This is a genomic window from Pacificibacter marinus (assembly GCF_900109555.1).
Taxonomy (GTDB): Bacteria; Pseudomonadota; Alphaproteobacteria; order Rhodobacterales; family Rhodobacteraceae; genus Celeribacter; species Celeribacter marinus_C.
In genome coordinates this window covers 634,856-659,331 of sequence record NZ_FNZV01000001.1, presented here as the reverse complement: position 1 = coordinate 659,331, position 24,476 = coordinate 634,856, and the positions used below count along the sequence as shown (strand labels likewise).

Here is a 24,476-nt window from a genome sequence, read left to right as displayed (position 1 = left end):
CCTAAGAGGCGTTGCTGAACTCAGCCAGCAGTCAAATTTGCGCGGCGCGTGTGCACTGCGATGTTTTTATGTTTCAGCGCAGTGCGCCCTATAATCAGCGGAAATCGCATGTTTTTGCGGTCTGCAAGCGACACCGAGATGTCCCAAGAGCGATTTTTCAACTGTAATTTTGTGCGTATGATAATCCGTTCTTGCGGAATGCCACTGGTATTTTTGATCGGCCGCCTATCATGGACAGGGGTTTCGACCCAAAGCTCTGGGGCATGCGCGTTCATCTGCACTTGAAAGCGGACCCATTCGATATCGTTTTGCATGAACGTCTCGATACGGGTGGCGTGAAGCGCAGAGGTGCGCGCGCCAGTGTCAATCTTGGCTTTAATCCGGTGTAGCCCAAGTGCGGGCAGGCCCAGATGTTCCATCCAGCCTATGACCATAAGATCATGCTTTGGTTTGTTCGTTTTATTCATTTTACACCAACTATGGCACCTGCACCGTTGCAAGGCTGAGCGCCAAAATTAATTCAGCCCTATGAGAGACTGTTGTCAAAAATGGACCGTTGTCACGGCGGGTCTTGTTCAGTTTCGTTGATCAGCACAGGCATGTTGTTTGCGCGGTTTAGCGCTGGCGGTCCGTGTAGGCAGATGGCGCATGCTGATTCATGTATTACGTCTACAGTCTCTTTACATAGGTGATAATTTATTGTCTATAGTTAAATATAAATAACCAATGGGGTGATTGATGTCTATTTATGAAAAAGCAGCGGATCAGTTGGCACATCTGTACAACACAAGCTTTGGCGGAAAACCCAAGGGTCGGTTCCGTATAGCATCCAAACAGGTCAGAGAAATTTTGGGTCGTAAAAGGCTTTACAGCGAAGACACCCAAGCCCTAACACGTGCCTGCTTTGAAGAAGGGCTGGTGTTGATCGACATGGATAGTTTCTTTGTGGTGCTCAGCGCGAATACCTTTGTGAATTACAGGCGCGTGAGTGGTGAAGCGTTGTCAGGCGCGCAGTCGAAAGTATGATTGAATTTCGTTTTGTCGCTCTGCGACTTTGGGCGCATACGGCGTAAAATATATTTGATTTGAACTGCCCCGCAGGGATCATCATAGCCAATTGATATCCCTGTGATGCGGTTTTCCAAAATCTCCCCATTGTCTTGGTTGACAGTTGTTAACCGGCTCGCCTAGGTTGCGCGCACCAGGGGCGCCTAACGGCTGAGAAGTACCCTTTGAACCTGAACCAGATAATGCTGGCGGAGGGAGGGTCGAAGCCACAGATGTGTGGTCTTCCTTTTTTCGCCGGTCGGAGAACTGACCGTGAAAACTGACACCATTTTAGCTGCCCTACACAGTCAAGCGCCACTCGTGCATTGCATCACCAATTATGTCGCCATGAACATCGCAGCGAACGTGGTTCTTGCTGCGGGGGCGTCCCCTGCGATGTTGCACGCCACCGAAGAGGTTGCAGATTTTGTGCCGCTTTGCGGAGCATTGACGATCAATATAGGCACACTGTCCTCGTCTTGGGTCACTGCGATGCAAAAGGCGGCTGATGCAGCGAATGCTGCGGGAAAACCGTGGGTGTTGGATCCTGTGGCCCATTTCGCCACGCCTTACCGTGCGTCTGTTGCGCAAGATTTGGTTGAGCGTGGCCCCACCATCATTCGTGGCAATGCGTCAGAAATTCTAGCGCTCAGCGGCGCTGCTGCTGCAGGCAAAGGGGCTGACAGTGGTGACAGTGTTGCGGATGCTCAAATCGCGGCAACGCATTTGGCCAAAGCCCAAGGCTGCGTTGTGGCTGTCACGGGTGAAATTGATTTCGTCACAGACGGCACACGCAGCGCTCATATTTCAGGTGGGTGTGCATTGATGCCAAAAGTCACTGCATTGGGGTGCTCTTTGACGGCATTGATGGGGGCCTTCGCATCTGTTGCGCCACCGCTAGAGGCAACGGTCGCAGCGCTTGTGATGTTTGCACAAGCCGGAGCACAGGCTGGAACAACAGCGCAAGGTCCAGGCAGTTTTCAAGTTGCTTTCTTGGATGCTCTGTCGCAGATCAAACCTGCTGATCTTGCTGACGATACGCGTGTCCAATGGCTTTAAATCGTGGATCACTGCGTTTGTATCTGGTGACGGATACGGCGCTTTGCACCCCTTTGGGTGTCGTTGAAACCGTGCGCCGTGCTGTAGCAGGCGGTGTCAGCATGGTGCAATTGCGCGACAAAGATGCAACCACAGACCAACGGATCGCGTTGGCTGTGGCTTTGAAACAAGTGCTTCACGGCACAAATGTGCCGTTGATCGTAAATGATGATCTAGAGGCCGCCACCGCGTCGCAAGCTGATGGGGTTCATATAGGTCAAAGCGATATTTCACCACAAAAAGCGCGTGCGTTGCTGGGACCTGATCGCATTTTGGGATTGTCTTGTGAGACGCCTGAGCATGTGATCGCAGCAAACGCCGCACCTGTGGACTATCTTGGGCTTGGACCTGTCTTTGCCACAGGGACAAAATCCGATCACGCCGCACCTATTGGACTGCAAGGGTTGGCTGAAATGATTGATATGACGCATCTGCCTGTGGTGGCGATTGGCGGGCTTAATTCAAGTCATGTGAGTGATGTGTCCGCTGCTGGCGCCGACGGGATGTCCGTCGTTTCCGCTATCTGCGGCCAAGATGATCCACTGGCCGCCGCACGGCTTTTTCAAACCAGAATCGAAGGCGCGTCATGATTGCAAATGTTTTGGCAATTGCGGGGTCGGACCCGTCTGGTGGCGCAGGGATACAGGCTGACATCAAGTCGATTTCGGCCAATGGAGCCTTTGCGATGGCCGCGATTACTGCGCTCACAGCGCAAAATACCCAAGGTGTCAGCGGGGTGCATTTGGTGCCACCCGCGTTTGTCAAAGATCAAATCGCAGCGGTGTTTGCCGATATTCGCGTGGATGCCATCAAAATAGGGATGATCGCCACGGCTGATATCGCGCGCGCCGTGGCCGAGGCGCTTGCGCCCTATCCCGATGTGCCTGTCATTTTAGACCCCGTCATGATTGCGAAAGGCGGCGCACAATTGTTGGTTGATGATGCCATTTTGGCGTTACGCCGTGCTTTGCTGCCACGGGCCAGTGTTTTGACCCCCAACCTGCCCGAAGCTGCCCATTTGTTAGGGGGGCAACATGCCAAAACGCGCCAAGAAATGGTCGCACAAGGCCAAGCGCTTTGCGCACTGGGACCCAAGGCTGTGTTGATGAAAGGGGGGCATTTGGACGGGCAAGACAGTCCTGATGCTTTGATCTCACAAGCTGGCGTTCAGTGGTTTGAGGCACCGCGTCTGGCCACACAAAACACCCATGGCACGGGTTGCACACTGTCATCGGCATTGGCGGCACAGATCGCCAAAGGTCACGCATTGCCTGATGCCGTTGCTGCCGCCAAAGCTTATGTGGCCACGGCCATAGCAGGGGCTGATCAGCTTGATGTTGGCTCTGGACATGGACCAACACACCATTTTTCTCAGTTTTATCCTCGATAGAAAGTCATTCTCGTGAAACTTACATCTTTGACCACCGCCTTTTGCCTGCTGTCCTTGCCCGCCGTCGCGCAAGATCACATGACCTTGATGCTGGATTGGTTCGTTAATCCTGACCACGGACCTATCGTTATTGCGCAAGAAAAAGGTTACTTTGCTGCAGTTGATCTTGAGGTCGAAATCATAGCCCCCGCTGATCCGTCTGATCCCCCTAAAATGGTGGCTGCGGGGCAGGCGGATTTGGCGATTTCATATCAACCTCAGTTGCACTTGCAGATACACGAAGGCTTGCCGTTGCAACGTGTCGGCACCTTGGTGGCCACACCGCTGAATTGCTTGTTGGTGTTGGACGATGGCCCGATCAAAACCCCCGCCGATCTTGCCGGTCGCAAGGTTGGGTTTTCTGTGGGTGGCGTTGAAGAAGCTGTCTTGGATGCGATTTTGCGCCACAATGGATTGTCGCTGGACGACATCGAATTGGTCAACGTGAACTGGTCTTTGTCGCCTGCACTTATGTCAGGGCAGGTGGATGCGGTCATCGGCGCGTTCCGCAATTTCGAGTTGAACCAAATGGATATTGAGGGCGTGCCTGGACACTGTTTTTATGTCGAAGAAGAAGGTCTGCCCGCCTATGACGAGCTGATTTATGTGGCCAACCCCAACACGATGGACCGCGATATGATCACGCGCTTTTTTGCGGCGACTGAAAAAGCGACCCAATACATCGTCAATCACCCGCAAGACAGTTGGGAGGTTTTTGCCGCCAGTGCGCCTGAGTTGCAAGATGAGTTGAATGCGCGCGCATGGGCCGACACCGTGCCACGTTTTGCTCTGCGTCCGACGGCTATGGACTATGGGCGTTATGCCGAATTCGAGACGTTTTTGCATACGGCAGGCTTGATCCCAAATCTCAATGAAGTGTCTGTTATTGCAACAGATGTGACCGTGCCATGAGCGTGGCTGATTATGGGCGCGTGTTTGCGACTTTACGCGCAGGGTGCTCAGAGGATTGGGCGGCCTATACACATCACCGTTTTGTTGCGGGGCTTTGCGACGGAACACTGCCGCGCGGGGGATTCGTGAAATATTTGGTCCAAGACTATGTGTTTCTTGTCCATTTTGCCCGCGCGTGGTCGCTTGGCGTTGTTAAGGCCGAAACTTTGGATGAGATGAAAATCTGCGCCCGTACTGTGGATGCGCTCGTCAATCACGAGATGGCGTTGCATGTCAAAACTTGCGCTGCTGAGGGCATTGATGAGGAGGCTTTGTTCACCGCCAAAGAAGACGTCGCCAACCTTGCCTACACCCGCTACGTTATGGACGCGGGGCTGCAAGGTGACTTTCTTGATTTGATCGCGGCCCTTGCGCCCTGTTGTTTTGGGTATGGCGAAATTGGGTTGCGATTGGCCGATGAGGCTGCTGTCGACACGCCTTATGCGGATTGGATCAAGACCTATGCAGATGCTGATTATCAGCAGGTAATGGTGGGGATTGGTCAAATGTTTGATGCCGCAGTGATCCGCCGTCTTGGGGCAGATTTTGCGGCCACACCGCGCTGGGCAGCTTTGCAAAAACGATTTACCACAGCCACTCAGCTAGAAGCTGGATTTTGGGATATGGGATTGCGCGCAGCATGAGCCACGCCCCCGAGATCACCTTGCATGGCAAATACGAAATTGATCACACACCGCTTTTCGACGGGGTATCTTTGCGCATCGAGGCAGGGCAGTGGACGTGTTTGCTTGGCAAATCTGGAGTGGGAAAATCGACAATCCTACGAGTGATCTTAGGGCTGGAAACAGCGGGGAAATTTGATGGCACGCTCACAGCGGATGATGGCAAACCGATTGCAGAACGCGCCAGTTATATGGCGCAATCAGATCTGTTGTTGCCATGGTTGAGCTTGCGTGAAAACGTCGTGATTGGCGCGCGTTTGCGTGGCGAAAAACCTGACTTGGACAAGGCTGATGCGATGATTGAACAAGTTGGGTTAACTGCGCATCACACCAAAAAACCAAAGGCACTGTCGGGGGGGATGCGCCAACGTGCAGCGCTGGCGCGGTGTTTGATGGAAGACCGACCTATCGTATTGTTAGACGAACCTTTTTCGGCGCTGGATGCAGGCACACGCGCGGATATGCAAAGTCTTGCGGCACAAGTTTTAAGAGGGAAAACCGTTTTGTTGGTCACCCACGATCCAGCCGAAGCGTGTCGCCTTGGGCATCAGATAGCGGTGCTCACACCTGCGGGGATTTTGCCGTGGCCTGTACCGAAAACGACACCTGTGCGCGCGGTTGATGATCCTGAAACGTTGCGCAGTCAGGCCGCGTTGCTGTCATATTTACGAGCTGCATCATGAACCGATTGCGCTATCCGCTGTGTGCGGCGTTAATTGGCATTGGTCTGTGGCAAGTGTTGGTGTGGATCACGGGTGTGCCGCATTTTATTTTACCCGCACCGCACCGTGTCGCACTGGCTGCGTTTGAAAACCGTGCGTTGATTTTTGAGCACGCTTTGGTCACGACGACAGAGGTCGTTTTGGGGTTGTTGATTGGCGCTGTTTTGGGGGCGCTGACGGCCATACAGCTTGCCGCTGCGCCAAAGTTGGCGCGCATGGTTTTACCTCTTTTGGTGTTCACGCAAGCGGTGCCTGTTTTCGCTTTGGCACCGATTTTGACGCTTTGGTTTGGTTATGGCATTGCATCGAAAATCGTGATGGCTGTATTGATCATCTACTTTCCTGTTACGGGCGCGTTTTTCGATGGGCTTATGCGCACGCCGCAGGGGCTATTGGATTTGGCCAAAACGGTGGGTGCACAAAAAACCCAAGTTATGCTGCGGATCAAAATACCTTATGCGGTGCCGTCTTTGGCCTCTGGTCTTAAACTTGCGGCAGTTTATGCGCCCATAGGGGCGGTGATCGGCGAATGGGTCGGCGCTTCAAAAGGTCTGGGATATTTGATGTTGTTGGCCAATGGTCGTGCCAAAACGGATTTGATGTTTGCAAGCTTGATTGTGCTCGCGTTGCTCACGGTGATGTTGCACAGAGCAATCGGTGCGCTTGCTGACCGAATGACAGATATGGCGCAGGTCGATTGAATTATTTGCGCCCATAGATCAGTGCGAAAGCCACAAATTGCGGCCAATCGCCTAAAAGTGTAGCTGCCTTGCCACTACTGCACCCATCTTTTGAAGCACTTCACAGCCATATGACTGGTCCTAAGCCCTGTGCGGCCCTACATCTCAACTAGAGATTGAAAAGTCGAACGAAGAATAGGAACGTGAAACCATGCTGACAAAGCGTCATTTTATTATTTCTGCGGCAGCGCTGTTTTCCGCACCGCTTGCCGTTTTGCCTGCTGCTGCGGCAACGACAGATCGGTCAAAATGGGCACTCTGGGATGCACAGGTCACCCCTGCCAGCTATGACCCCAGCACGTCTAATCCTTGGGGGGTTGGAGAACGGTTCTTGCCCCGCATCGTTGAAGCCAACCCAGGCTTGACGCCTGGAGACATTCATGTCGATGCCGTTGCGCGCTATTTGTATCACATCCGTGATGATGGCACCGCAATGCGGTACGGCGTCGCCATTGCGAGGGGGAACCTGTATGAGCCGGGGACCTATTCAATCAGACGCAAAGCGAAGTGGCCAACATGGACCCCTACGTCTGCGATGATGCTGCGTGACCCAATATATAAACAACACGCAGACGGGATGAACGGGGGGCCGACAAACCCGCTTGGGTCGCGCGCTTTGTATCTTTATGTCGGAAATCGGGACACTTACTTGCGCATTCATGGCTCGCCCAGCCCCAAATCAATCGGGGGCAGGGCAAGCTCTGGCTGCGTGCGGATGATCATGCCTCACATCAATGATCTCTATGAGAACGTGAGCACAGGATCAAAAGCAACGTTGTATGCACCTGAAGATGCTGTCACGGCGCAAAGCTAAGGCGGTTCATCTGTAAATATATGCAGCGTTTAAAATGGTCAGCCTGTCGTCGTCGCATCCGCAGTTTGGGTGCAGATCGGGTTGCCATTTTCAGTGCGCAGCGGCAGGAATGTCGTTTCCACAGGGCCGACATAGCGATACACATAGCAGCCATCATCAGGGTTTAGCCGCACGGCGGTCAAATCTTGGTTGGTGGCTGCTATGGCAAGCACGCCCTCTGGAACCTCTTGCAGCATCCCATCCGCTGTGTAGGTGTTGAACCCATCTGTGCAAGCGGCAACCATCAAAGCGGTACATCCCACAATCCAAACCCGAATTTTCATTTACGATATCTCCAAAAAGGTGCTTTCATTCGGTTAAGGTATTCTTATTCGGATGTAAAACCAGCCCAAAAGATGTCACCTGTGAATTCGGGAACTGAACCTTCTGAGAAAAGACCAAAGGACCAAAAATGTTAGCCGTTATATCACCTGCAAAAAAACTGAATATGGACCCAGTTATTGGGATCGAACGGACAGTTCCATCGTTTGCTGCTGAGACAAAAGAGCTGATTGATGTCGCGCGAAATTTAGATGTACCGGCGTTGCGTAAACTGATGAGTATCAGTGAAAAGTTGGCTGAGCTGAACGTTGAACGCTTTGCCGCATTTTCTGAAACGCCTGATGTCGATGCTGTGAAGCAAGCCATGTATATGTTCGCGGGCGATACCTATACTGGACTTGATGCAGGCAGCCTTGACGCAGACACAGTCGCCTATGCACAAGATCACTTGCGCATCCTGTCAGGGCTGTACGGAATTCTACGGCCTTTGGATGGCGCTCAAGCTTATCGTTTGGAAATGGGAAGTCGGCTTGCAACGTCAAAAGGGAAAAACCTGTATGAGTTTTGGGGAAACAAGATCGCCCTGAACCTGAATGAAAGTGCGCAAGCCGCCGGTGCACAGTATGTGGTCAACTGTGCCTCAACTGAATATTTTTCAGCTGTCGCAAAAGAGGCCTTGCACCCCAAAATCATCACGCCTGTTTTTCTTGAACGCCGTGATGGGACAGAAAAGGTCATCAGCTTTTTTGCCAAAAAAGCGCGGGGTGCGATGGCGCGTTTCATTGTTGAAAACCGTGTAAATAGTATTCCACAGTTGCATGAATTTGATGCCGGTGGGTATGCATTGGACGCATCGCAATCAGATGATACCACACTGGTATTTTCTCGAGACAGCTAGGTGTCGCGCCTATGGGGCCAATGCTGTAATGTAGTCAGTGATTGGCCTTTTATGAGCAAACTGGTATCTTGCAAAAAGATATTTCACGCCCGTCTTACCCCAATCAATTAAGGCCGCTAGGTCGCACGTTATGATTGGTTCGTTGCGATGAACACGCAGGTCGCGTGCTGGCCACAGCCAGTTGGACATTCTCCACCAGAAAACCCAACGATTTATGGCTATCCGCAGGGCGGATGCCTCCTGTTGGCGATATCACGGAATACACCGACGAGGATTGGCGGTCAAACACGCGGCCAATCGACTTCATAGATTCTCCGCGTTGCCAGCGATCCCAAATCTCAGCCGGCTGCGAGGACGAACAATAAATACGGCGACGATACTTCATTTGAACACTCCATCTTTGCCTAAAGACTAAAGTGTTGCGACCTCCTTTTGAGCGCACCATCGTTTCCAAACGCGGGGCCGACACGTTGGAGGATGCCTTTGTCTCCTGCCTGCAAGAGGCAATTGGAGATAGCGGGCAGGAGCTTGAGGCCCCCCATGCGAATACAGAGCCACGCCTCGGCGAAAACGCTATTTTTGAACTGCGCCGCGATCCTATACGGGGTGTGTTGGCCATCCTTGGCTCGCTTATATTGATGGTGGTGATTGGTCTCGGTATTAATATAGCGAAATTTGTTGTGGACCTGTCACGCTTTAGTGCTGCCCTAAGTGCGCGTTTAAGCGGCCTTGCCTTCTTCGTGGCGAGGCTAAATCTAGTATAAAGGATACTCTTGTGCCTTGACGTATATCCGTCATTGGGAATGATGACTTGAATGACATCCACGCCACATTGGAGACCGCAAGGATCACAGTATTTTTGACCCATATGGCCGAAACTGTTGCGCAGATTGCGCCGAGAAAATGACAAAGCTAGAGCGTTTGTTTTCGTCCCCGCAAGGGGCAAAAGTTACGGCGAATGGCAAACCTGTCATCAACCTTTGTGCGAACAATTACCTTGGGTTGGCCGATCACCCTGATCTTATTAAAGCTGCCAAAGGTGCTATGAATAACAAGGGGTTTGGCATGGCGTCGGTCCAGTTTATTTGTGGCACTCAAGATCTGCACCGCGACCTTGAAACGCAATTGGCACGGTTTTTGGGCAAAGATGATTCTATCTTATTCGCGGCCTGTTTTGATGCCAACGGCGAGTTGTTTGAGCCTCTGCTTGGGCCAGAAGATGCCATTATTTCTGACGCTTTGAATCACGCTTCAATCATTGATGGCATTCGACTGTGCAAAGCCAAACGTTACCGTTACGCCAATTCCGACATGACTGATCTTGAAGCACATTTGAAATTGCAGGTAAAGCTGTCGGAGTGATAAAATAACCAATAAAATTAAAGGGTTGGTTAAGGATTTTTCCCGCGAAGGGTGGGGGTAAATCACGTCAGACCCTGAAATAGGACCTGATGATGTGCTGTTCCGCATCAATAAAATGGGCATTTTGGGGACTGATATTCACATATGAAATTGGGACGATTGGGCCAAGAAAACTGCACCCATCCACTCATAACTGGTCACGAATGTGCTGGGGAAATCGTTGAACTTAGGCGCAATGTCAGCGGGCTAATTTGGGCCAAAGTGGCGGATGTGACGCCGGTGAATGTGACGAAAAATCATCTGATCGATGTTCAAGCACAGCTAAAAATCGCCCAAGGCTTTGATGTTGGGTTGGACGTTTCGGACAATCAAGCAGCTCTTGATGAAATGGTCGAGGCCATGGTCATGGGCGGGCACATCTCTTTGTAGCCGATAATTACGTCAAAGGATTTACGATGATGAAGTCAGGGCAATCGGGGAAAGTTGTGTTGGATTGGCGGTCAAAGTCGTAGAATATGCGTCACGACACAACAAAGGTTTAAGTGTGCTGCATTCGATTGGAAAAGAGCACATATATTGCCCTTATTTACTTGCCGTAGAGACCGTTTTTAGGATAGTTTTATATAGAAAAATCCCTTTAATTGGAGTATCTTATGTCTGAGAAACGCATTATCCGTTACGACACTGCCGACACCCAGGCGGGTGGTCAAAAGCGCCCCTTTGCCAAAGCCGTTCGCGCTGGCGATTATGTTCACATTTCCGGCCAAGTCCCGACTGTAAATGGTGAAGTTGTAACTGGCGGCATCATCACTCAAACCGAACAAGTGATTGAAAACATTAAAGAAGTTCTCGCGATGGCAAGTTGCGGAATGGAAGACATTATCAAAGTGAATTGCTGGCTCGACGACGCACGCGATTTTTCATCTTTCAACGCGGTTTTTGAAAAGCATTTTCTAGCACACCCGCCTGCGCGCTCTACCGTGGAATCCCGTTTGATGGTCGATGCAAAAGTTGAAATCGACGTGCTTGCTTGGAAACCGCTATAAGCATGAAAGGCGGACTGATCTGATGAAGGTTTTAATCCACCAAACACAGGCGACCGCCGCGGATTGCGTTGCGGGTCTGTTTGCCGATCGCTTGGCGCGCCAACCCGAAACTGTTTTGGGGCTGGCGACAGGCGGCACGATGGAAGCGGTTTATGACCGTTTGATTGCGCGATTTGAAGCTGGTGAAATGTCGATGGCGCAGGCGCAGTCGTTTAACTTGGACGAATACGTCGGCCTATCCCCCGATCATCCCTGTTCTTATTGGCACTACATGCGCGAAAAACTGTTCAATCATGTAGATATGCGCCCAGAATTTTCGTTTTTGCCAAAAGGGGATGCGCAAGATGCCGAAGTTGAAGCGACCCGATATGAGGCTGCGATTTTAAAGGCGGGTGATATTGATCTGCAATTGCTGGGTTTGGGCGCGAATGGTCATATCGGATTCAATGAACCAACGTCCAGTTTGTCGTCGCAAACTCGGATCAAAACATTGACCCGTTCCACCCGTGAAGCAAATATGCGGTACTTTGACACTTTTGAAGATGTGCCGCGTTTGGCGATTACCATGGGCATTGGCACAATCATGCGGTCCGATGAAATTGTGTTGTTGGCGTTTGGCGCAGGCAAAGCGAATGTCGTTGCAAAAATGATCGAGGGGCCAATATCTGCCGCGTGCCCAGCGTCGATATTGCAAATGCATCGCAAAGTGACGGTTGTTTTGGATGAAGCCGCAGCAAGTGCTTTAGCGTTGCGCGCCTATTACGAAGAAGTTCACCCCGAAGTCCGCGCTGCCACGATTTGATCAAGCGCTTTGCGCAGGGCGATGACGCTGTTTGTGTCGGTCGCCCGCGCACCTGACGGCTGGAACCCAAATTCTGCAATTTTGGAATTTTGCGGTATCGGCGCCACAACGGAACAGGAGGCATGCACTTCGCTCAGGGGTAATCTGGCTGCCAAGTCGGCCACATTTTCGGCGGTCACTCCTCCGCCTGGCATCACGGAAATCGTATGAGTGGCCATCTGCACCAACCGCTCAAGTCCCGCCATCGCAGTCTTTGCACCGCCCGATGACAAGACGCGTTTGATCCCCAAGTCGCGGCAAATTTGCAGTGCGGCATCTACATCTGGCGTCAAATCAATCGCGCGGTGTAATGTAACATCAAGACCAATTGCCGCTTGCATCAATTCTTGTAACGTTTCGCCATCTAATTCTCCGTTGGGCAGTGATGCGCCAATCACCACGCCAGCCAAACCTGCGTCACGCACCGCGTGGATTTCCGCAACCAGTGCCGCACGTTCATCGCGCGTCCAAACAAAATCACCAGCGCGCGGGCGGATCATCGCCATGGCTGGCAACGGGGCTTCGCTCGCGATTTTGATTAATCCTGCCGATGGGGTGAGACCACCCAATCCCAGTGCGGAACACAGTTCAATTCGGTCCGCACCACCTTTGGTCGCCGCAAAGATACCGGCAAGACTATCAACGCAAACCTCTAGCGTAATCATGCGCGGGTCCTTTCCAAATACATAAGGCCGCCTGCACCGAAAATGCCGCCGATCCCACCTAAAATTGATGCTGTCCCGTAACCGCCCAGGGACGTGCCAATCGCAAAAAACATAGCGCCAAGTGCTGCGCCAAGAAATATGTTGACCGCAATCAAAGAGGCAGAAATGCCGGGGCGGTCTTTGATTAGGTCTAACAAATAGCTGATTGGCAACGAAATAATCCCTGCCGCGGCGATACCTGCGAGAATACTGACACCATAAACTTGCCATGGCGCTGTGACCACGGCGAGCGATGCCAAATAGACAAAATACAGACTGGCCGTGATGACAAGCGCTGTGGTGAGTTTGATCTTACGCACGACCCAAGCCCAAAAGAAGATGAACAGAACTTCAAGCAAGGCAACCATGCCAACAAGAAATCCAATATCTGCGGCCACACCATTGGCTCGTCCCGTCACAATCAGCGGTAAAACGGCCGCATTCACTGACAGCACCTGCGTGATTAAGGCAACACTGAGAATGCGCAGCGCAGTTTTCGGCGCCAGCACTTTGGCGAATTCCAACAAGGCAGGCGTGCGGATGACAGGGGTCGCAGATTGCTTTGGCGTTTTGTCTGTATCGAGCCCCAGCAAGATCATCAAAAAACACCCGCCGGATACCGCAGCGGCAATGAGGTACGCTAAGATCATGCTGTCTTGCGTCGCAAGGACCAATCCTACAATTCCGGGCACGACGACCCAAGACAACGATACCATCATGCGCATCAAAGAATTGGCAATGCTGGCTTCTTCTGGGGCGAAACTGTCAGTATGGGCGCGCACATTTCCAAATAACATGGAATTTGTTGCGTGAAATAATGCAAGCGGCCCGATTGTTGCGATGACAAACGTAAACGGCGTGGGATTCAACCAGACCGTGCCGTAGCCGATAACTCCAAAGGCTGACACAAACAAAAGCGGGCGTCGGTAGCTTTGGAAACGGTCGGACAAATAACCACTGATAATCGCCAGCGTCACATGTGCCATCGAGGCGGCAAAAGCCACGGCGGCATAGGCATTGTCTGACAGCCCAAGTTCACGGATGCCGATCACAGCCTGATAGGGCGACGTGGCCCCACCAGCGAAACCATAGAGGAAAATCGCAACAGCAGAGGCACGCACAACCTTGTGGTCGCGCAAAATTGAAATCCAAGCGTTCATGGTCAGTCTTTGAACCGGACGGAGGCTTTTGGTTCCGGCGTGAATTCTGGGTTGGCATCAAAGGGCAGGGTGCCTTTGGCGCGATGAACATTGGGCAAACGTGCGATGTCTTGGTTCACGACGCCATCTGTCAAAGCCATCAAATTCGGGTTCGCAATCGGCGCAAGTTCTGGCGACAAATATCCAGACTTTACGACCAGCAATGAAACCGCGGTAGGGTCTAGTCCCAGCAATGTGAAGTCTGCAATATCGTGATAGGGGCGACGACGTGCGGCCAACACAACAGTTATGCCTCCGATTTTCACAACTGCTTGGCGTTGTGCCGTTGTGTTCCCAGCGTCTAAAGTGATCACATGTGCCTCCGCGACGATACGCCCGCCCGCAGGATCAAGTGATGCGCCGATTTCCAGCGTGAGTGTCGCACCGACGCCCGCAGCAAAACAGGCATCCACTGCAGGTCGATCCGTGATGCCCGCGACCAGTGCATCTTGCCAATCACGTACAACCAGCGCAGCCAGAACATCACCGCGATCACCAACGCCACCACCCGTTGGATTGTCGCCACTGTCGGCCAAAATCACAGGATGTGTGTCAGCTGCTGCCGCGATATCAAGCATAGCCTCTAATGGACCTGTGACAGGACCAAACTGAAAGCCGTCGCGCGCATCCCAAAACGATTGCGCAATAGCGGCACCTGCCGTTTGTGCCGCAACACGATTGGTGCCCGTCACAATTGCGCAGGCTGTCGCGCGGGGTTCATCCGCCCACACATAGCCAATCATCAGATCAGTGCGCCACACATCAGCGCTTTCAAAAGACGGCAAGGCTGCATAAAGCGACTGCCCGGGTTCGTCTTCGGTTGATGAGCGTTCGCCGGGCAAAAGATGTGGCACAGGCACGCGCACAACACCGGGTCGGGTGCCTGTTTCAAGCGCCTGCAATAACATTTTGTAGGATGCTGCCATGGTTTCAGTGACGTCGATATGTGGTGCGGTGCGGTAGGCTGCAAAAATGTCGATTTGATCGATAATTTTTTGTGACACATTGCCGTGCAAATCATAGCTCACCGCGATCAGCATGTCGGGGCCGACGGCTGCCCGCACAGCAGAAATCCAATCGCCTTCGGCATCAAGCATGCCATCGACATGCATCGCGCCGTGCATTGCCAGATAAACGGCATCAAAGGGTTTCGCTGCTTCTAGCCTGTCTAAGAACTCTGTCTTGAAGGCCTGATACGTGTCGTGCGCCAGCGGACCGCCGGGCACAGCACGCGCATGCAGTAATGGGGCCACTGTCGCAGGGAAATCATTCAAAAACCCAAAATACGGATCTGCGGTTAGAGCGTCACCGCGCATGACATCAAAGTCATCGGGCTGCATCAGAACAGGAGAGTAGGTCGAACATTCGGTATGGATACCGCCAACAACGATGCGCATGGGTCTTTTCCTTTGGGAGAGCTTAAAGCAGTGTGAGTAGGGCCAACTGCGGCCCCAGCTCAGATGGATTAGAGTTCGGGGTGCTGTCGTACCTGACGGGCAAAGCGCAACCAATCTTTGTTGTCTTTTTCGGTCCATGCCGCTTCTGCAACAGCGCTGAGGCGTGGAAACACAAGATCATTGAACCAGTGGCGATCAGCGAAATGTTCGCTCCAGATACAGGCTTGGATACCGCGCATTTGGTTGCGCAAGGCTTCAGGAAAGTCGCCTTCGGCCTCATAGGTGTAGGTTTGCTTTGGGGAGACAGCACCAGCCCAGCCCGCGCCATTTTCCAACCAATCATCGCTTTGTACCATATCCAGATAATACGCTTGGCCGGGGGTCATCACCACGTCGTAGCCTTGGCTCGCCAGCTCAATGCCAACTTGAGGATTTTCCCAAGCCATCAGTAATGTGCCTTCTGGGGGTACGCCGCCGCCATGGGCAATTTCGTTCCACCCCACCATGATCTTGCCGCGTGCTGTCAGCATGTCTTTGACTTTGCGCAAGAACCAACTTTGCAACTCAAACGTGCCTGACAAGCTTTCGGACGCCATCAAAGCCTGTGCTCTGGGGGATGTGAGCCAAGCGTTATTCGCAACCTCGTCCCCACCAATGTGAATATATTTTGACGGGAATATTGCGGCTATTTCGTCAAAGACGGTTTCCAGTACGCTAAAGGTCTCTGGCATTGCTGGGTTCAACGCATTGTTGAAATATCCTTGAACGGGATAGTAGCTGTTCGCTGGCTCATCTGGGTCCACAAGCTGCGGCAAGGCTGCAAGCACGGCTGCGGCATGGCCAGGAGTTTCGATTTCGGGCATCACATCGATGCCAAGGCTTTGCGCTCGCGCAACCACCGCTCGCATCTGGTCTTGGGTATAAAAACCGTGACGTGTTTCGGCGCCTTCGCACAATTGCGGCAGCATTTTTGGTACGTCAGCGCCGCGTGTCGCCCCTGCTTGGGTCAGTTCTGGGTAGGCCAAGATTTCTGCACGCCAGCCTTCGTCGTCGGTCAAATGCCAGTGGAAAATGTTCATCTTGTGCCATGCCAGCATATCGACCACGCGCAGAACTTCGTCAAAAGTCCAAAAATGTCGCGACACATCCAGATGGCACCCGCGCCAACCATAGCGCGGGGCATCAATAATCTCACCTGTTGCAGGAAACTGAAACTCAGGGTCGGTGAATGTGCCGTGCATCATTTGCGCAAGCGCTATTAATCCGTACCGGCGGCCTTCATCGGCATTGGCTGTCAGGGTGATAGTTTGGGCAAAATCTATTCGGTAACCTTCGTCAGGCAAAGTGGTATCAACTGCGAATTGCACCGCACGACTGCCAAGCGCAGGCGACAGTTGGTAAGCGCGCTGAGCCGCAGGAAATAGCCGTGAATGCAGCGCGTCGACTTGCAACATCAACCGTTTGTTTTCGAGCGATGTCTCATCCACAGCATGCAGGATGACTGGGGCTGAGCTCGCAGTGGCTGTGATTGTGTTGGGCCATGGCAAAAGCGCAAAAGGCAGCGTTAGTTTGCCCTCTGGTAAGCGGGACTCAGGGCGTACGGGGGCCGTACCCGCATGCATTAGGTCACCGACTTGAACTGTCGTATGCGAACCATCGGCGTGCGTGATCCACGCCGTTTTGGCGGCATCGTTGCGGTGGAATGGGGACCGGTTGATCCCTGTGATAACAAACGTCCAGCTGTCGCCTGAAGCAAGGGGCGTGGCATCGACAGGTGCAAATTCATGAAAATTAGCATCGCGGCGCAAAAATTTAGCACCGGTCAAAACATGGGTCGGCATGATGCGAGTGATTGATGTTAGCGACAGTTTGAAATCTGCAAGTGGCGCATCCGTCAGGTTGGTCAGCTTAAGGGTCCACGTGCCTTCAGGCGCGGGGTCGGGGTGCCACGTATTTTCCAGAAAATAGGTCATTGGTTGGTCCTGTCGGTGTTGGTCTTATTTTTTGTAATCGTCAGATTGGCTGAACGTGCGCGCGAGTGTCGGAATGCCTGCGGTCAACCCGCAATCCACGGGCAAACAAACGCCTGTAATTGCTGCGGCAAGCGGAGAGGCCAAAAAACCAACCGCCTCGGCCACATCCGCAGGAAACACAATTCGGCCCAAGGCATAGTGTTCAGCGGCCTCTTCAAAAACTTTGGGATTGGCGACTGCGCGGTCTTCCCACGCTTGGGTGCGCACAGTGCCAGGGGCAACCGTATTGGCGCGAATGCCGTATTGACCGTATTCCACAGCAATCATTTTGGTCAGGTGGATCATGCCTGCTTTGGCGGCGGAATAGGCTGGGTGACCAAAGACGCCCATGCCATTGACCGAGGCGATATTCACAACCGCACCTTTGGCTGCGATCAACTGTTTGGCGAGTGCCTTGAACACAAAAAAGGCGCCATCAAGATTAAGAGAGCGGTCAAATTTCCAATCCTCAAGCGATGCACTTTGCAAGCTGACGGCACAGGACGCTCCAGCGTTGTTGACCAGTGTCACGACGTCGCCCATCGGCGCGGTTGCCGCAGCCAGTGCGGCACAGCTTTCAGGATCGGTGACGTCCAATTGCATCGGGACAAACTGATCACCCAGCTTTGCGGTGGCGTTTTTGGCAGCGTCGATATCAAGATCGGCCAAAATAATAATATCATGGTCATTTGACAGGCGCGCAGCGATAGCGCGACCGATATCACCGGCGCTTCCGGTGACGATAGCAAGACGTGATGACATTTCATCCCTCGTTCGCGGCAAATTGGATCAAACTGGCGCAGCCGCTGACACGCCAAATGACATGTTTAATCGCCCAAGATTTGGCTGTCGTCGCCGCCATCTCGTTGCTTGACCAGTTGTTCTTTGATGCCGCGCAAAATGCGGGTGGATTTGGCGCGATCTTGATAGGCGACAAGATTGGCAATGATATCAACCACAGCCAGCGACGCATACCGCGTGGAAGTGGCGCGAAAAATATTGCGCCCCTCAGGTAGGTTGATCGGGATCACCACATCGGCCACATCTGCCAAAGGCGACCCGTCTTGGGTCAACGCTATTGTGGGAATGCCGCGCTCACGCAACAGCTCAAAGCAGCTTATCAATTCTTCGTTGCGGCCTGACACTGATGAACCAAACACAACCGTTCCAGGCTGTGCTGCGGCTGAAAGCATCAGATTCATACCGTGATCATTTGACGCTGAAATGCGCGCCCCCAATCGAAACAAGCGGTTTTGCAGCTCGTTCACAATCATCGATGAATTGCCGCCCGAGCCAAAGGCATAGATCATTTCCGCTTTTGACAGCAGGTCAACCGCAGCATTGACACGATCCAAGTCCAGCGTGCGATGCATTTCATAAAGCGCGTTTTGCGCTTTGGTTACGATATCTTCTGCGACTTGTGCTGGGGTCGTTGTGACAGCTTCAGGTTTTAAATAGCGCAAGCCGACATAGGCGCTTTTGGCCAACTGTACTTTGAAATCTGAAAAGGACGCGCACCCCAAGCGGCGACAGAACCGTGTGACTGTGGGGGGCGAAACGCCCGCACGTGTAGCGATATCGATGATGGACGCGTTGGTGGCGTAGTTCACGTCAGCCAAAACCGATTCCGCGAGCTTTCGTTCCATCGCGGACAGCTTCCCATCTTCATCGGCAAGTGCCACAATCAGGTTGCCGGCAGATGTCGTGCCTGCCGCAAGAGATAATTTTGAAGGATCGCTCATGTTATTCCTTGTCGCGCTTTCGCGATGCACGTATTTTCAGGGACTGCATCGAACTATAGGCCCCAGTGTCGAGATCAAATTTTAGCCGATTACGAAATCCATTTTCGTAATTTGTGCTCATTCAGGCATAATCGTCTGGATTTTTCCAGTAAAATTGTATCAAAGTAGAAATGAATTTCACAGGATGATTAAAATGACGACACAGCGTGACCCTTTTCGCAACCCATTTCCTGCCAGTGACACAGATCGTACCGCGATCTGGGACATGCTTGTGCCGCGCGACATCGACGCCTTTATCGCGGCGGACTGGTCAGCTGTGGCCGAAGACTTCATTGCCGAGAACTTTACCGGTGTCAGCGGTCACTTTCAGGATGACCCTAACAAATTCGATCTGGCGTATCCCACGCTTGAGGCTTACCGCACGGATTGGTTGAAGCAAGCGCAAGAGTTTGGAGTTGGGCACGATGCGGGCGTATATGCAGGTGATCCGCGCGCAGGTATCTTTAACGCCACACGCTTGGAGGATATCGAAATTACAGGTGACACTGCATTGGTCCGCAAAAAATTTGATGGGCATCTGGCACGCACAGATGGCCCAGATGAGCGTATGAATTGGCAAACCTTATATTGGTGTCGTCGCCAAAATGGCCGTTGGAAAATTGCAGGATTTGTTGGGTACCTGCCGCATATCAAGGAATAATGATGACCGCATCCAGTTCAAAGCGTATTTTTGTGGCCGCGATGGCAACAGAAACCAACACGTTTTCACCCATCGTCATTGACCGTCGCGCATTCGAGGAATCGTTTTATGCAGCGCCCGGCATGCATCCCTCAACGGCGACATTATGTACGGCACCGATTCCTGTTGGCCGCAAGGTTTGCGCCGAACAGGGCTGGACCCTGATCGAGGGAAGTTCCGCTTGGGCTGATCCTGCGGGCCTTGTGTCAGGACCAGCACACCAAGGGTTGCGTGATGAAATTTTAGAGCAACTCAAGGCGGCGATGCCTGTTGATGCGGTTGTTTTGGGATTGCATGGCGCGATGGTGGCCCAAGGGTGCATCGACCCTGAGGGCGATTTGCTGGCGCGGGTGCGTGATATTGTCGGCCCTGACATTCTTGTGTGTGCAGAACTGGACCCGCATAGTCACCTGACCGCAAAACGTGTGGCGGCCTCTGATTTCTTTGTCGTGTTCAAAGAGTTTCCGCACACTGACTTTGTAGAACGCGCCCAAGACCTTTGGGCGTTGGTCGTGGATACGCTTGAGGGCAAGATCACACCTGTCATGTCAACGTATGACTGCCGGATGATCGACGTGTTTCCGACATCGCGCGAACCGATGCGCAGCTTTGTGGATCGGATGATCGCGTTGGAAAACACAGACCCCAAGGTGCTGTCGGTGTCTGCCGTCCATGGTTTCATGGCGGGCGATGTGCCTGAAATGGGAACCAAGATGGTTGTCGTCACGGATGGTGATGCGGCGCATGGTGCGGCGTTGGCCGAAAAACTGGGTCAAGAACTGTTTGCGAACCGTGGCAAGCATATGATGCCGTCAATGGACGAACGCATGGCTGTGATTACCGCGATGAAGCCTCATGATGGGCCTGTCGTGTTAGCTGATATGTGGGACAATCCGGGCGGTGGCACCGCGGGGGATGCGACAGTGATACTGCACGAATTGATCGCCCAAGGCGCAACTGATGTGGCAATCGGCACCATTTGGGACCCGATTGCAGTCAAGCTTTGCATGGCGGCAGGCGAAGGCGCGGTGATCCCGCTGCGCTTTGGGTCCAAATCTGCGCCGATGACAGGGGACCCCGTGGATGCATTGGTCAAAATTATCACCGTGTCCGAAGATGCGGCCATGGTCTTTGGCGAAAGCGTGGTGCCATTTGGGCCCGCTGTACGGATCGCATTGCTGGATGGTGACGGGGTTGATATCGGGATCGAGGTGATATTGAACACCGTGCGCGCCCAAAGCTATGATCCGTCGCTGTTTACCGCGCTTGGAATTGATCCGCTGGCGCAAAAGATTTTGGTCATCAAATCCACCAATCACTTTTATGCGGCTTTTGCCCCTATCGCATCCGAGGTTCTGTATTGTTCGGCGGGCAAACCCTATCCAAACGATCCTGCGACCAACCCTTACCGTTTCGTGCGCGATGATATCTGGCCGCGCGTCGAAAACCCTTTTGCAAAGGAAGACTGATTTGACTTTCCCATGGCCCACTGCGGGCACTCCGTTGACGGATGTGCTGACCCCGATGCCTGTGATCGACGAAGATCGGCTTGCGGCGAACATCGCCCGTGCTCAAACTTATCTGAGCGCGCAGGGCAAAGCGTTTCGGCCCCATATCAAAACCCATAAAATTCCTGCGGTTGCCCAACAGCAATTGGATGCGGGGGCCATTGGGATCAATTGTCAAAAAGTAACAGAAGCTCAAGTCTTTGCCGATGCAGGGTTCGATGACATCCTGATCACCTATAATATCCTTGGCGCATCACGGATCGCGCACCTCAAAGCGCTCAATGAACAAGTGGCGACATTGCGGGTGGTGGCGGATAATCCGACAACCATCACAGGGCTGGCGGCGGCGTTTACAACTGGAAAACCACTTATCGTTTTGGTCGAATGCGATACGGGTGCTGGTCGGTGCGGCGTGCAATCGCCCAATGATGCCGTTGCTTTGGCGCAGCAAATTACAGATGCCAAAGGTCTGCAGTTTGGCGGACTTTTGACCTATCCTGCCGTCGGTGGCGCGGCAGCGGTTGAGGCCTTTTTACAAGACACTATGGCGCGGCTCTCCGAGCTTGGCATTGATTGCCCCATGCGGTCCAACGGCGGAAGTCCCGATTTGTTTTCCGCCCATCTGGTGCCCAGCGCGACCGAGCACCGCGCAGGAACCTATGTTTACAATGACCGCTCTATGGTGCGGGCCGGTGAATGCGGTGTCGATGACCTTGCCATGCACGTGCTGGCAACCGTTGTGTCACGGCCGACACCGACGCGAGCGGTATTGGACGCGGGATCAAAGGCGTTGACCTCTGACTTACTGGGGTTCGCTGACCATGGCGAAATTGTTGGATTGCCTGGCGCGCGGATCACGTCATTGTCCGAAGAGCACGCTGTCGTTGATCTGACCGACTGCACTGGGCCATTGCCCGTTGTGGGCGCGCAGGTGCATGTCATTCCAAACCACACGTGTGTCGTCTCTAATCTTTTTGACAACATGGTGTTTCATCGTGATGGCATCGTCACACGCGTTGAACCCGTAGCGGCGCGCGGCACGGTTTGGTAAGGTCTGCAATATGACATCTACCTCCGCTTTTCACGCCGCTCGGATTTTCGACGGGACCACTTGGCACACGAATGCTGCGTTGCTTGTTGCGCAGGGGCGTGTGGCGGGGATTGTTCCTGCCACGGATGCCCCTAAAGGCACTCAGGTTGCAGGTGCAATTGTGCCGGGGTTGGTTGATCTTCAGGTTAATGGTGGCGGCGGTGTGTTGTTTAACAACGATTTGTCCACTGATGCTATTGGCGCGATTTGTACCGCCCATGCGCAGTTTGGAACGACAGCCGTCATGGTGACGTTGATCACGGACACTGCGCAATCCACGGTAACCGCGATCAACGCGGGACACGCCGCACTTAACACGCCCGGTTTTTTGGGGCTGCACTTAGAGGGGCCACATTTGGACCTTGCCCGCAAAGGCACTCACGATCCTGCGTTAATCCGACAGATGGATGCTTGCGACTTGGCAGTATTGGTCTCGGCAGCACAGGGAGTGGATCATTTGATTTGCACTGTAGCACCAGAATCTGTCACGACACATCAGGTTGCAGCACTTGCCCGTGCTGGCATTACGGTCAGCCTTGGGCACACGGGGTGCGACCACGCAACCGCGCGTGCCTATGCCGATGCCGGGGCGACGATGGTCACGCATCTGTTCAACGCGATGGGGCAAATGGAGCACCGCACTCCAAATTTAGTTGGAGCAGCGTTGGATGATGGGCGTCTGTGGGCGGGACTGATTGCAGATGGGTTTCATGTGGCAGACGCGCCAATGCGAGTCGCCTTGCGCGGCAAAGCGGGGCTGGCGGGGATGTTTTTGGTGTCAGATGCTATGTCAACAATAGGCAGTGATCTTACGGAATTCACTTTGAACGGTCGGCAGATTTTTCGAGCAGGCGGACGATTGACGCTGGCGGATGGAACGCTTGCGGGGGCTGATATCGCGTTGATTGACGCGGTGCGCTATGTCCACCAATCGCTGATGTTGCCGCTTGGCGAAGCACTAAACCTTGCCGCATTGGCGCCTGCGCGCGCGATGGGGATCACTGACCGAGGACATTTGGAAAAGGGTGCTCATGCCGATTTTGTGAGTTTGACCCCAGAGATAACTGCGGCAAGCACATGGATTGGTGGACGTAAAGTTGGAGGCACTGCATGATCCTGTGTTTTGATATCGGTGGCACAACCATCAAAGTGGCCGAAGCCTATAGTGCCGAAAACGTTGTGCCCAAAGGGCGGATCGCGACCCCGACCGACGATTTCGACGGCTTTGTCGCTGTACTGCAGACTGCAATCGACAGTGCGACAATCCGGCCTCAAGTCTTGGCGTTTTCGATGGCCGGTGTGATCGATTCCGACAGTGGTATTGCGACAGCCGCAAACATCCCGTGCTTAACTGGGCGGCGTTTGCAAATCGACTTTGAAACGATTTTGGGTTTGCCTGTGGTTTTGGCGAACGACGCCGATTGCTTTGCGTTGGCTGAGGCAACGGTCGGCGCTGGGCGCGGCCACGACGTGGTCTTTGGTCTCATCCTTGGAACGGGTGTCGGCGGTGGCGTGGTTGTTCATGGCCAACTGATCAACGGTGCTGGCGGGTTTGCGGGCGAATTGGGCCATGGCTCAATTGCACAACGGGTGTTCGATGACCCTGCGGTGACGTTGCCAGCCTTTGCATGTGGGTGCGGACAGACAGGGTGTTTGGATGCGGTATGTTCGGCGCGCGGAATAGAAAAACTGCATTTGCACCTGCACGATGTGCGCATGGACAGCCGCGCGATTGTGGCCGGATGGGAAAGGGGCGACGCGATAGCCGCAAAAACGGTTGAGGTCTGGCTTGCGCTTTTATCGGGCCCCTTGGCTGTGATGGAAAATATGCTGGGAGCGGGGGTTATCGCAATCGGTGGCGGCATGTCGAATTCGTCACGATTGATTGCGGCGCTGGATATCGCGGTGCGTGAAAAATGCCTAAAACGATTCGCTCGATCACTGGTCGTACCTGCGGAATGCCCTATTGAGCCCGGCCTTGTTGGGGCAGCTATTCTGGGGTTGCAGCGGCATGGCGCCTCCGCCTTGTAGGGAGTGCACTCTACTGTGCAGGCCTGCATTTTTTTTCGGCATGGTGTGAAAAGGAATTACAAGAACGGAGAAACCTGTCACAAATATGTGAAAAATTCTTGA

26 protein-coding genes, 3 pseudogenes and 1 riboswitch are annotated in these 24,476 nt (G+C 53.2%); of the genes and pseudogenes, 20 read left to right on the top strand and 9 right to left on the bottom strand.

The features are described 5' to 3' along the window. Positions 1–20: 20 nt before the first annotated feature. On the bottom strand, positions 21–467 hold the full coding sequence (locus tag BM025_RS03095; RefSeq protein WP_085846965.1) for an ATP-dependent zinc protease family protein: 447 nt from the start codon (positions 465–467) through the stop codon (positions 21–23). A 271-nt stretch (positions 468–738) separates the two neighbouring features. On the opposite strand from BM025_RS03095, the gene BM025_RS03090 reads away from it, so the two are divergent. The 9 genes from BM025_RS03090 to BM025_RS03050 all read left to right on the top strand — a co-directional run bounded on the left by BM025_RS03090 (position 739) and on the right by BM025_RS03050 (position 7,484). Next, positions 739–1,026: a hypothetical protein gene (locus BM025_RS03090; protein WP_085846966.1), complete on the top strand. Its 288-nt coding sequence runs from the start codon at positions 739–741 to the stop codon at positions 1,024–1,026. 167 nt (positions 1,027–1,193) lie between these two features. After that, positions 1,194–1,282: riboswitch (TPP riboswitch) on the top strand. A 38-nt stretch (positions 1,283–1,320) separates the two neighbouring features. Further along, positions 1,321–2,106 carry a hydroxyethylthiazole kinase gene (gene thiM, locus BM025_RS03085; RefSeq protein WP_090875175.1) on the top strand — a complete coding sequence of 262 codons (786 nt, stop codon included), beginning with the start codon at positions 1,321–1,323 and terminating at the stop codon, positions 2,104–2,106. Continuing rightward, a complete protein-coding gene (gene thiE, locus BM025_RS03080; RefSeq protein ID WP_085846967.1) occupies positions 2,097–2,735 on the top strand; it encodes a thiamine phosphate synthase in 639 nt (212 codons plus the stop codon). Before thiM ends, thiE begins: the two co-directional genes overlap by 10 nt. After that, on the top strand, positions 2,732–3,535 hold the full coding sequence (gene thiD / locus BM025_RS03075) for a bifunctional hydroxymethylpyrimidine kinase/phosphomethylpyrimidine kinase (RefSeq protein ID WP_085846968.1): 804 nt from the start codon (positions 2,732–2,734) through the stop codon (positions 3,533–3,535). The genes thiE and thiD overlap by 4 nt, the downstream gene beginning before the upstream one ends. 78 nt (positions 3,536–3,613) lie before the next feature. Beyond that, positions 3,614–4,486: an ABC transporter substrate-binding protein gene (locus tag BM025_RS03070; protein WP_170842102.1), complete on the top strand. Its 873-nt coding sequence runs from the start codon at positions 3,614–3,616 to the stop codon at positions 4,484–4,486. Beyond that, positions 4,483–5,169, top strand: coding sequence for a thiaminase II (gene tenA, locus BM025_RS03065; RefSeq protein ID WP_085846970.1), 687 nt, complete (start codon positions 4,483–4,485; stop codon positions 5,167–5,169). The genes BM025_RS03070 and tenA overlap by 4 nt, the downstream gene beginning before the upstream one ends. Continuing rightward, the gene (locus BM025_RS03060) at positions 5,166–5,891 is read left to right on the top strand and encodes an ABC transporter ATP-binding protein (RefSeq protein WP_085846971.1); all 726 of its coding nucleotides are present in this window, start codon (positions 5,166–5,168) and stop codon (positions 5,889–5,891) included. Before tenA ends, BM025_RS03060 begins: the two co-directional genes overlap by 4 nt. Next, on the top strand, positions 5,888–6,631 hold the full coding sequence (locus tag BM025_RS03055; protein WP_085846972.1) for an ABC transporter permease: 744 nt from the start codon (positions 5,888–5,890) through the stop codon (positions 6,629–6,631). Before BM025_RS03060 ends, BM025_RS03055 begins: the two co-directional genes overlap by 4 nt. Positions 6,632–6,821: 190 nt before the next feature. After that, positions 6,822–7,484 carry a L,D-transpeptidase gene (locus BM025_RS03050; protein ID WP_085846973.1) on the top strand — a complete coding sequence of 221 codons (663 nt, stop codon included), beginning with the start codon at positions 6,822–6,824 and terminating at the stop codon, positions 7,482–7,484. A 38-nt stretch (positions 7,485–7,522) separates the two neighbouring features. Here the strand turns inward: BM025_RS03050 and BM025_RS03045 are convergent, their stop codons facing one another. Beyond that, positions 7,523–7,807 (bottom strand): hypothetical protein, encoded by a 285-nt coding sequence (locus BM025_RS03045; protein ID WP_085846974.1) that lies wholly within the window; start codon positions 7,805–7,807, stop codon positions 7,523–7,525. A 128-nt stretch (positions 7,808–7,935) separates the two neighbouring features. Between BM025_RS03045 and yaaA the strand changes: the two genes are divergently transcribed. Further along, positions 7,936–8,703, top strand: coding sequence for a peroxide stress protein YaaA (yaaA, locus tag BM025_RS03040; protein ID WP_085846975.1), 768 nt, complete (start codon positions 7,936–7,938; stop codon positions 8,701–8,703). Positions 8,704–8,911: 208 nt separating this feature from the next. Here yaaA and BM025_RS19695 read toward each other — a convergent pair. Further along, positions 8,912–9,088 (bottom strand): annotated as a pseudogene (locus BM025_RS19695) (IS30 family transposase); the annotation flags it as partial. 34 nt (positions 9,089–9,122) lie between these two features. Between BM025_RS19695 and BM025_RS03030 the strand changes: the two are divergent. The 5 genes and pseudogenes from BM025_RS03030 (at position 9,123) to nagB (ending at position 11,913) form a co-directional block, all read left to right on the top strand. Further along, a complete protein-coding gene (locus BM025_RS03030) occupies positions 9,123–9,467 on the top strand; it encodes a hypothetical protein (RefSeq protein ID WP_085846977.1) in 345 nt (114 codons plus the stop codon). A 104-nt stretch (positions 9,468–9,571) separates the two neighbouring features. Continuing rightward, positions 9,572–10,041 (top strand): annotated as a pseudogene (locus BM025_RS03025) (aminotransferase class I/II-fold pyridoxal phosphate-dependent enzyme); the annotation flags it as partial. A gap of 85 nt (positions 10,042–10,126) precedes the next feature. Further along, positions 10,127–10,491, top strand: a pseudogene (locus BM025_RS03020) (alcohol dehydrogenase catalytic domain-containing protein); the annotation flags it as partial. 227 nt (positions 10,492–10,718) lie between these two features. Then, entirely contained in the window at positions 10,719–11,111 is a 393-nt protein-coding gene (locus tag BM025_RS03015) for a Rid family hydrolase (protein ID WP_085846978.1), read from the top strand. 22 nt (positions 11,112–11,133) lie between these two features. Next, the gene (nagB, locus tag BM025_RS03010; RefSeq protein WP_085846979.1) at positions 11,134–11,913 is read left to right on the top strand and encodes a glucosamine-6-phosphate deaminase; all 780 of its coding nucleotides are present in this window, start codon (positions 11,134–11,136) and stop codon (positions 11,911–11,913) included. Here the strand turns inward: nagB and BM025_RS03005 are convergent. From BM025_RS03005 to BM025_RS02980, 6 genes are all read right to left on the bottom strand, one after another. After that, positions 11,883–12,617 carry a copper homeostasis protein CutC gene (locus tag BM025_RS03005; protein WP_090875147.1) on the bottom strand — a complete coding sequence of 245 codons (735 nt, stop codon included), beginning with the start codon at positions 12,615–12,617 and terminating at the stop codon, positions 11,883–11,885. The two genes, nagB and BM025_RS03005, sit on opposite strands and share 31 nt — an antisense overlap. Continuing rightward, on the bottom strand, positions 12,614–13,816 hold the full coding sequence (locus tag BM025_RS03000) for an MFS transporter (RefSeq protein ID WP_085846980.1): 1,203 nt from the start codon (positions 13,814–13,816) through the stop codon (positions 12,614–12,616). The genes BM025_RS03005 and BM025_RS03000 overlap by 4 nt, the downstream gene beginning before the upstream one ends. Before the next feature lie 2 nt (positions 13,817–13,818). Next, positions 13,819–15,252: a M81 family metallopeptidase gene (locus BM025_RS02995; RefSeq protein WP_085846981.1), complete on the bottom strand. Its 1,434-nt coding sequence runs from the start codon at positions 15,250–15,252 to the stop codon at positions 13,819–13,821. A 68-nt stretch (positions 15,253–15,320) separates the two neighbouring features. After that, entirely contained in the window at positions 15,321–17,225 is a 1,905-nt protein-coding gene (locus BM025_RS02990; protein WP_085846982.1) for a beta-N-acetylhexosaminidase, read from the bottom strand. A gap of 24 nt (positions 17,226–17,249) precedes the next feature. Beyond that, complete coding sequence (locus BM025_RS02985; protein WP_085846983.1) at positions 17,250–18,026, bottom strand: SDR family oxidoreductase; 777 nt, start codon at positions 18,024–18,026, stop codon at positions 17,250–17,252. Positions 18,027–18,091: 65 nt separating this feature from the next. Then, complete coding sequence (locus BM025_RS02980) at positions 18,092–19,006, bottom strand: MurR/RpiR family transcriptional regulator (protein ID WP_085846984.1); 915 nt, start codon at positions 19,004–19,006, stop codon at positions 18,092–18,094. A gap of 193 nt (positions 19,007–19,199) precedes the next feature. Between BM025_RS02980 and BM025_RS02975 the strand changes: the two genes are divergently transcribed. From BM025_RS02975 to BM025_RS02955, 5 genes are read left to right on the top strand one after another with little or no spacing between them, the layout of a single operon-like run. Further along, positions 19,200–19,706: a hypothetical protein gene (locus tag BM025_RS02975; protein ID WP_085847528.1), complete on the top strand. Its 507-nt coding sequence runs from the start codon at positions 19,200–19,202 to the stop codon at positions 19,704–19,706. 2 nt (positions 19,707–19,708) lie between these two features. After that, positions 19,709–21,214 carry a M81 family metallopeptidase gene (locus tag BM025_RS02970; RefSeq protein ID WP_211753542.1) on the top strand — a complete coding sequence of 502 codons (1,506 nt, stop codon included), beginning with the start codon at positions 19,709–19,711 and terminating at the stop codon, positions 21,212–21,214. Position 21,215: 1 nt separating this feature from the next. Continuing rightward, positions 21,216–22,304, top strand: coding sequence for a D-TA family PLP-dependent enzyme (locus BM025_RS02965; protein ID WP_244515409.1), 1,089 nt, complete (start codon positions 21,216–21,218; stop codon positions 22,302–22,304). Positions 22,305–22,314: 10 nt separating this feature from the next. After that, positions 22,315–23,457: an N-acetylglucosamine-6-phosphate deacetylase gene (nagA, locus tag BM025_RS02960; protein ID WP_085846987.1), complete on the top strand. Its 1,143-nt coding sequence runs from the start codon at positions 22,315–22,317 to the stop codon at positions 23,455–23,457. Next, a complete protein-coding gene (locus BM025_RS02955) occupies positions 23,454–24,374 on the top strand; it encodes an ROK family protein (RefSeq protein ID WP_085846988.1) in 921 nt (306 codons plus the stop codon). Before nagA ends, BM025_RS02955 begins: the two co-directional genes overlap by 4 nt. The last annotated feature ends 102 nt before the right edge of the window (positions 24,375–24,476 follow it).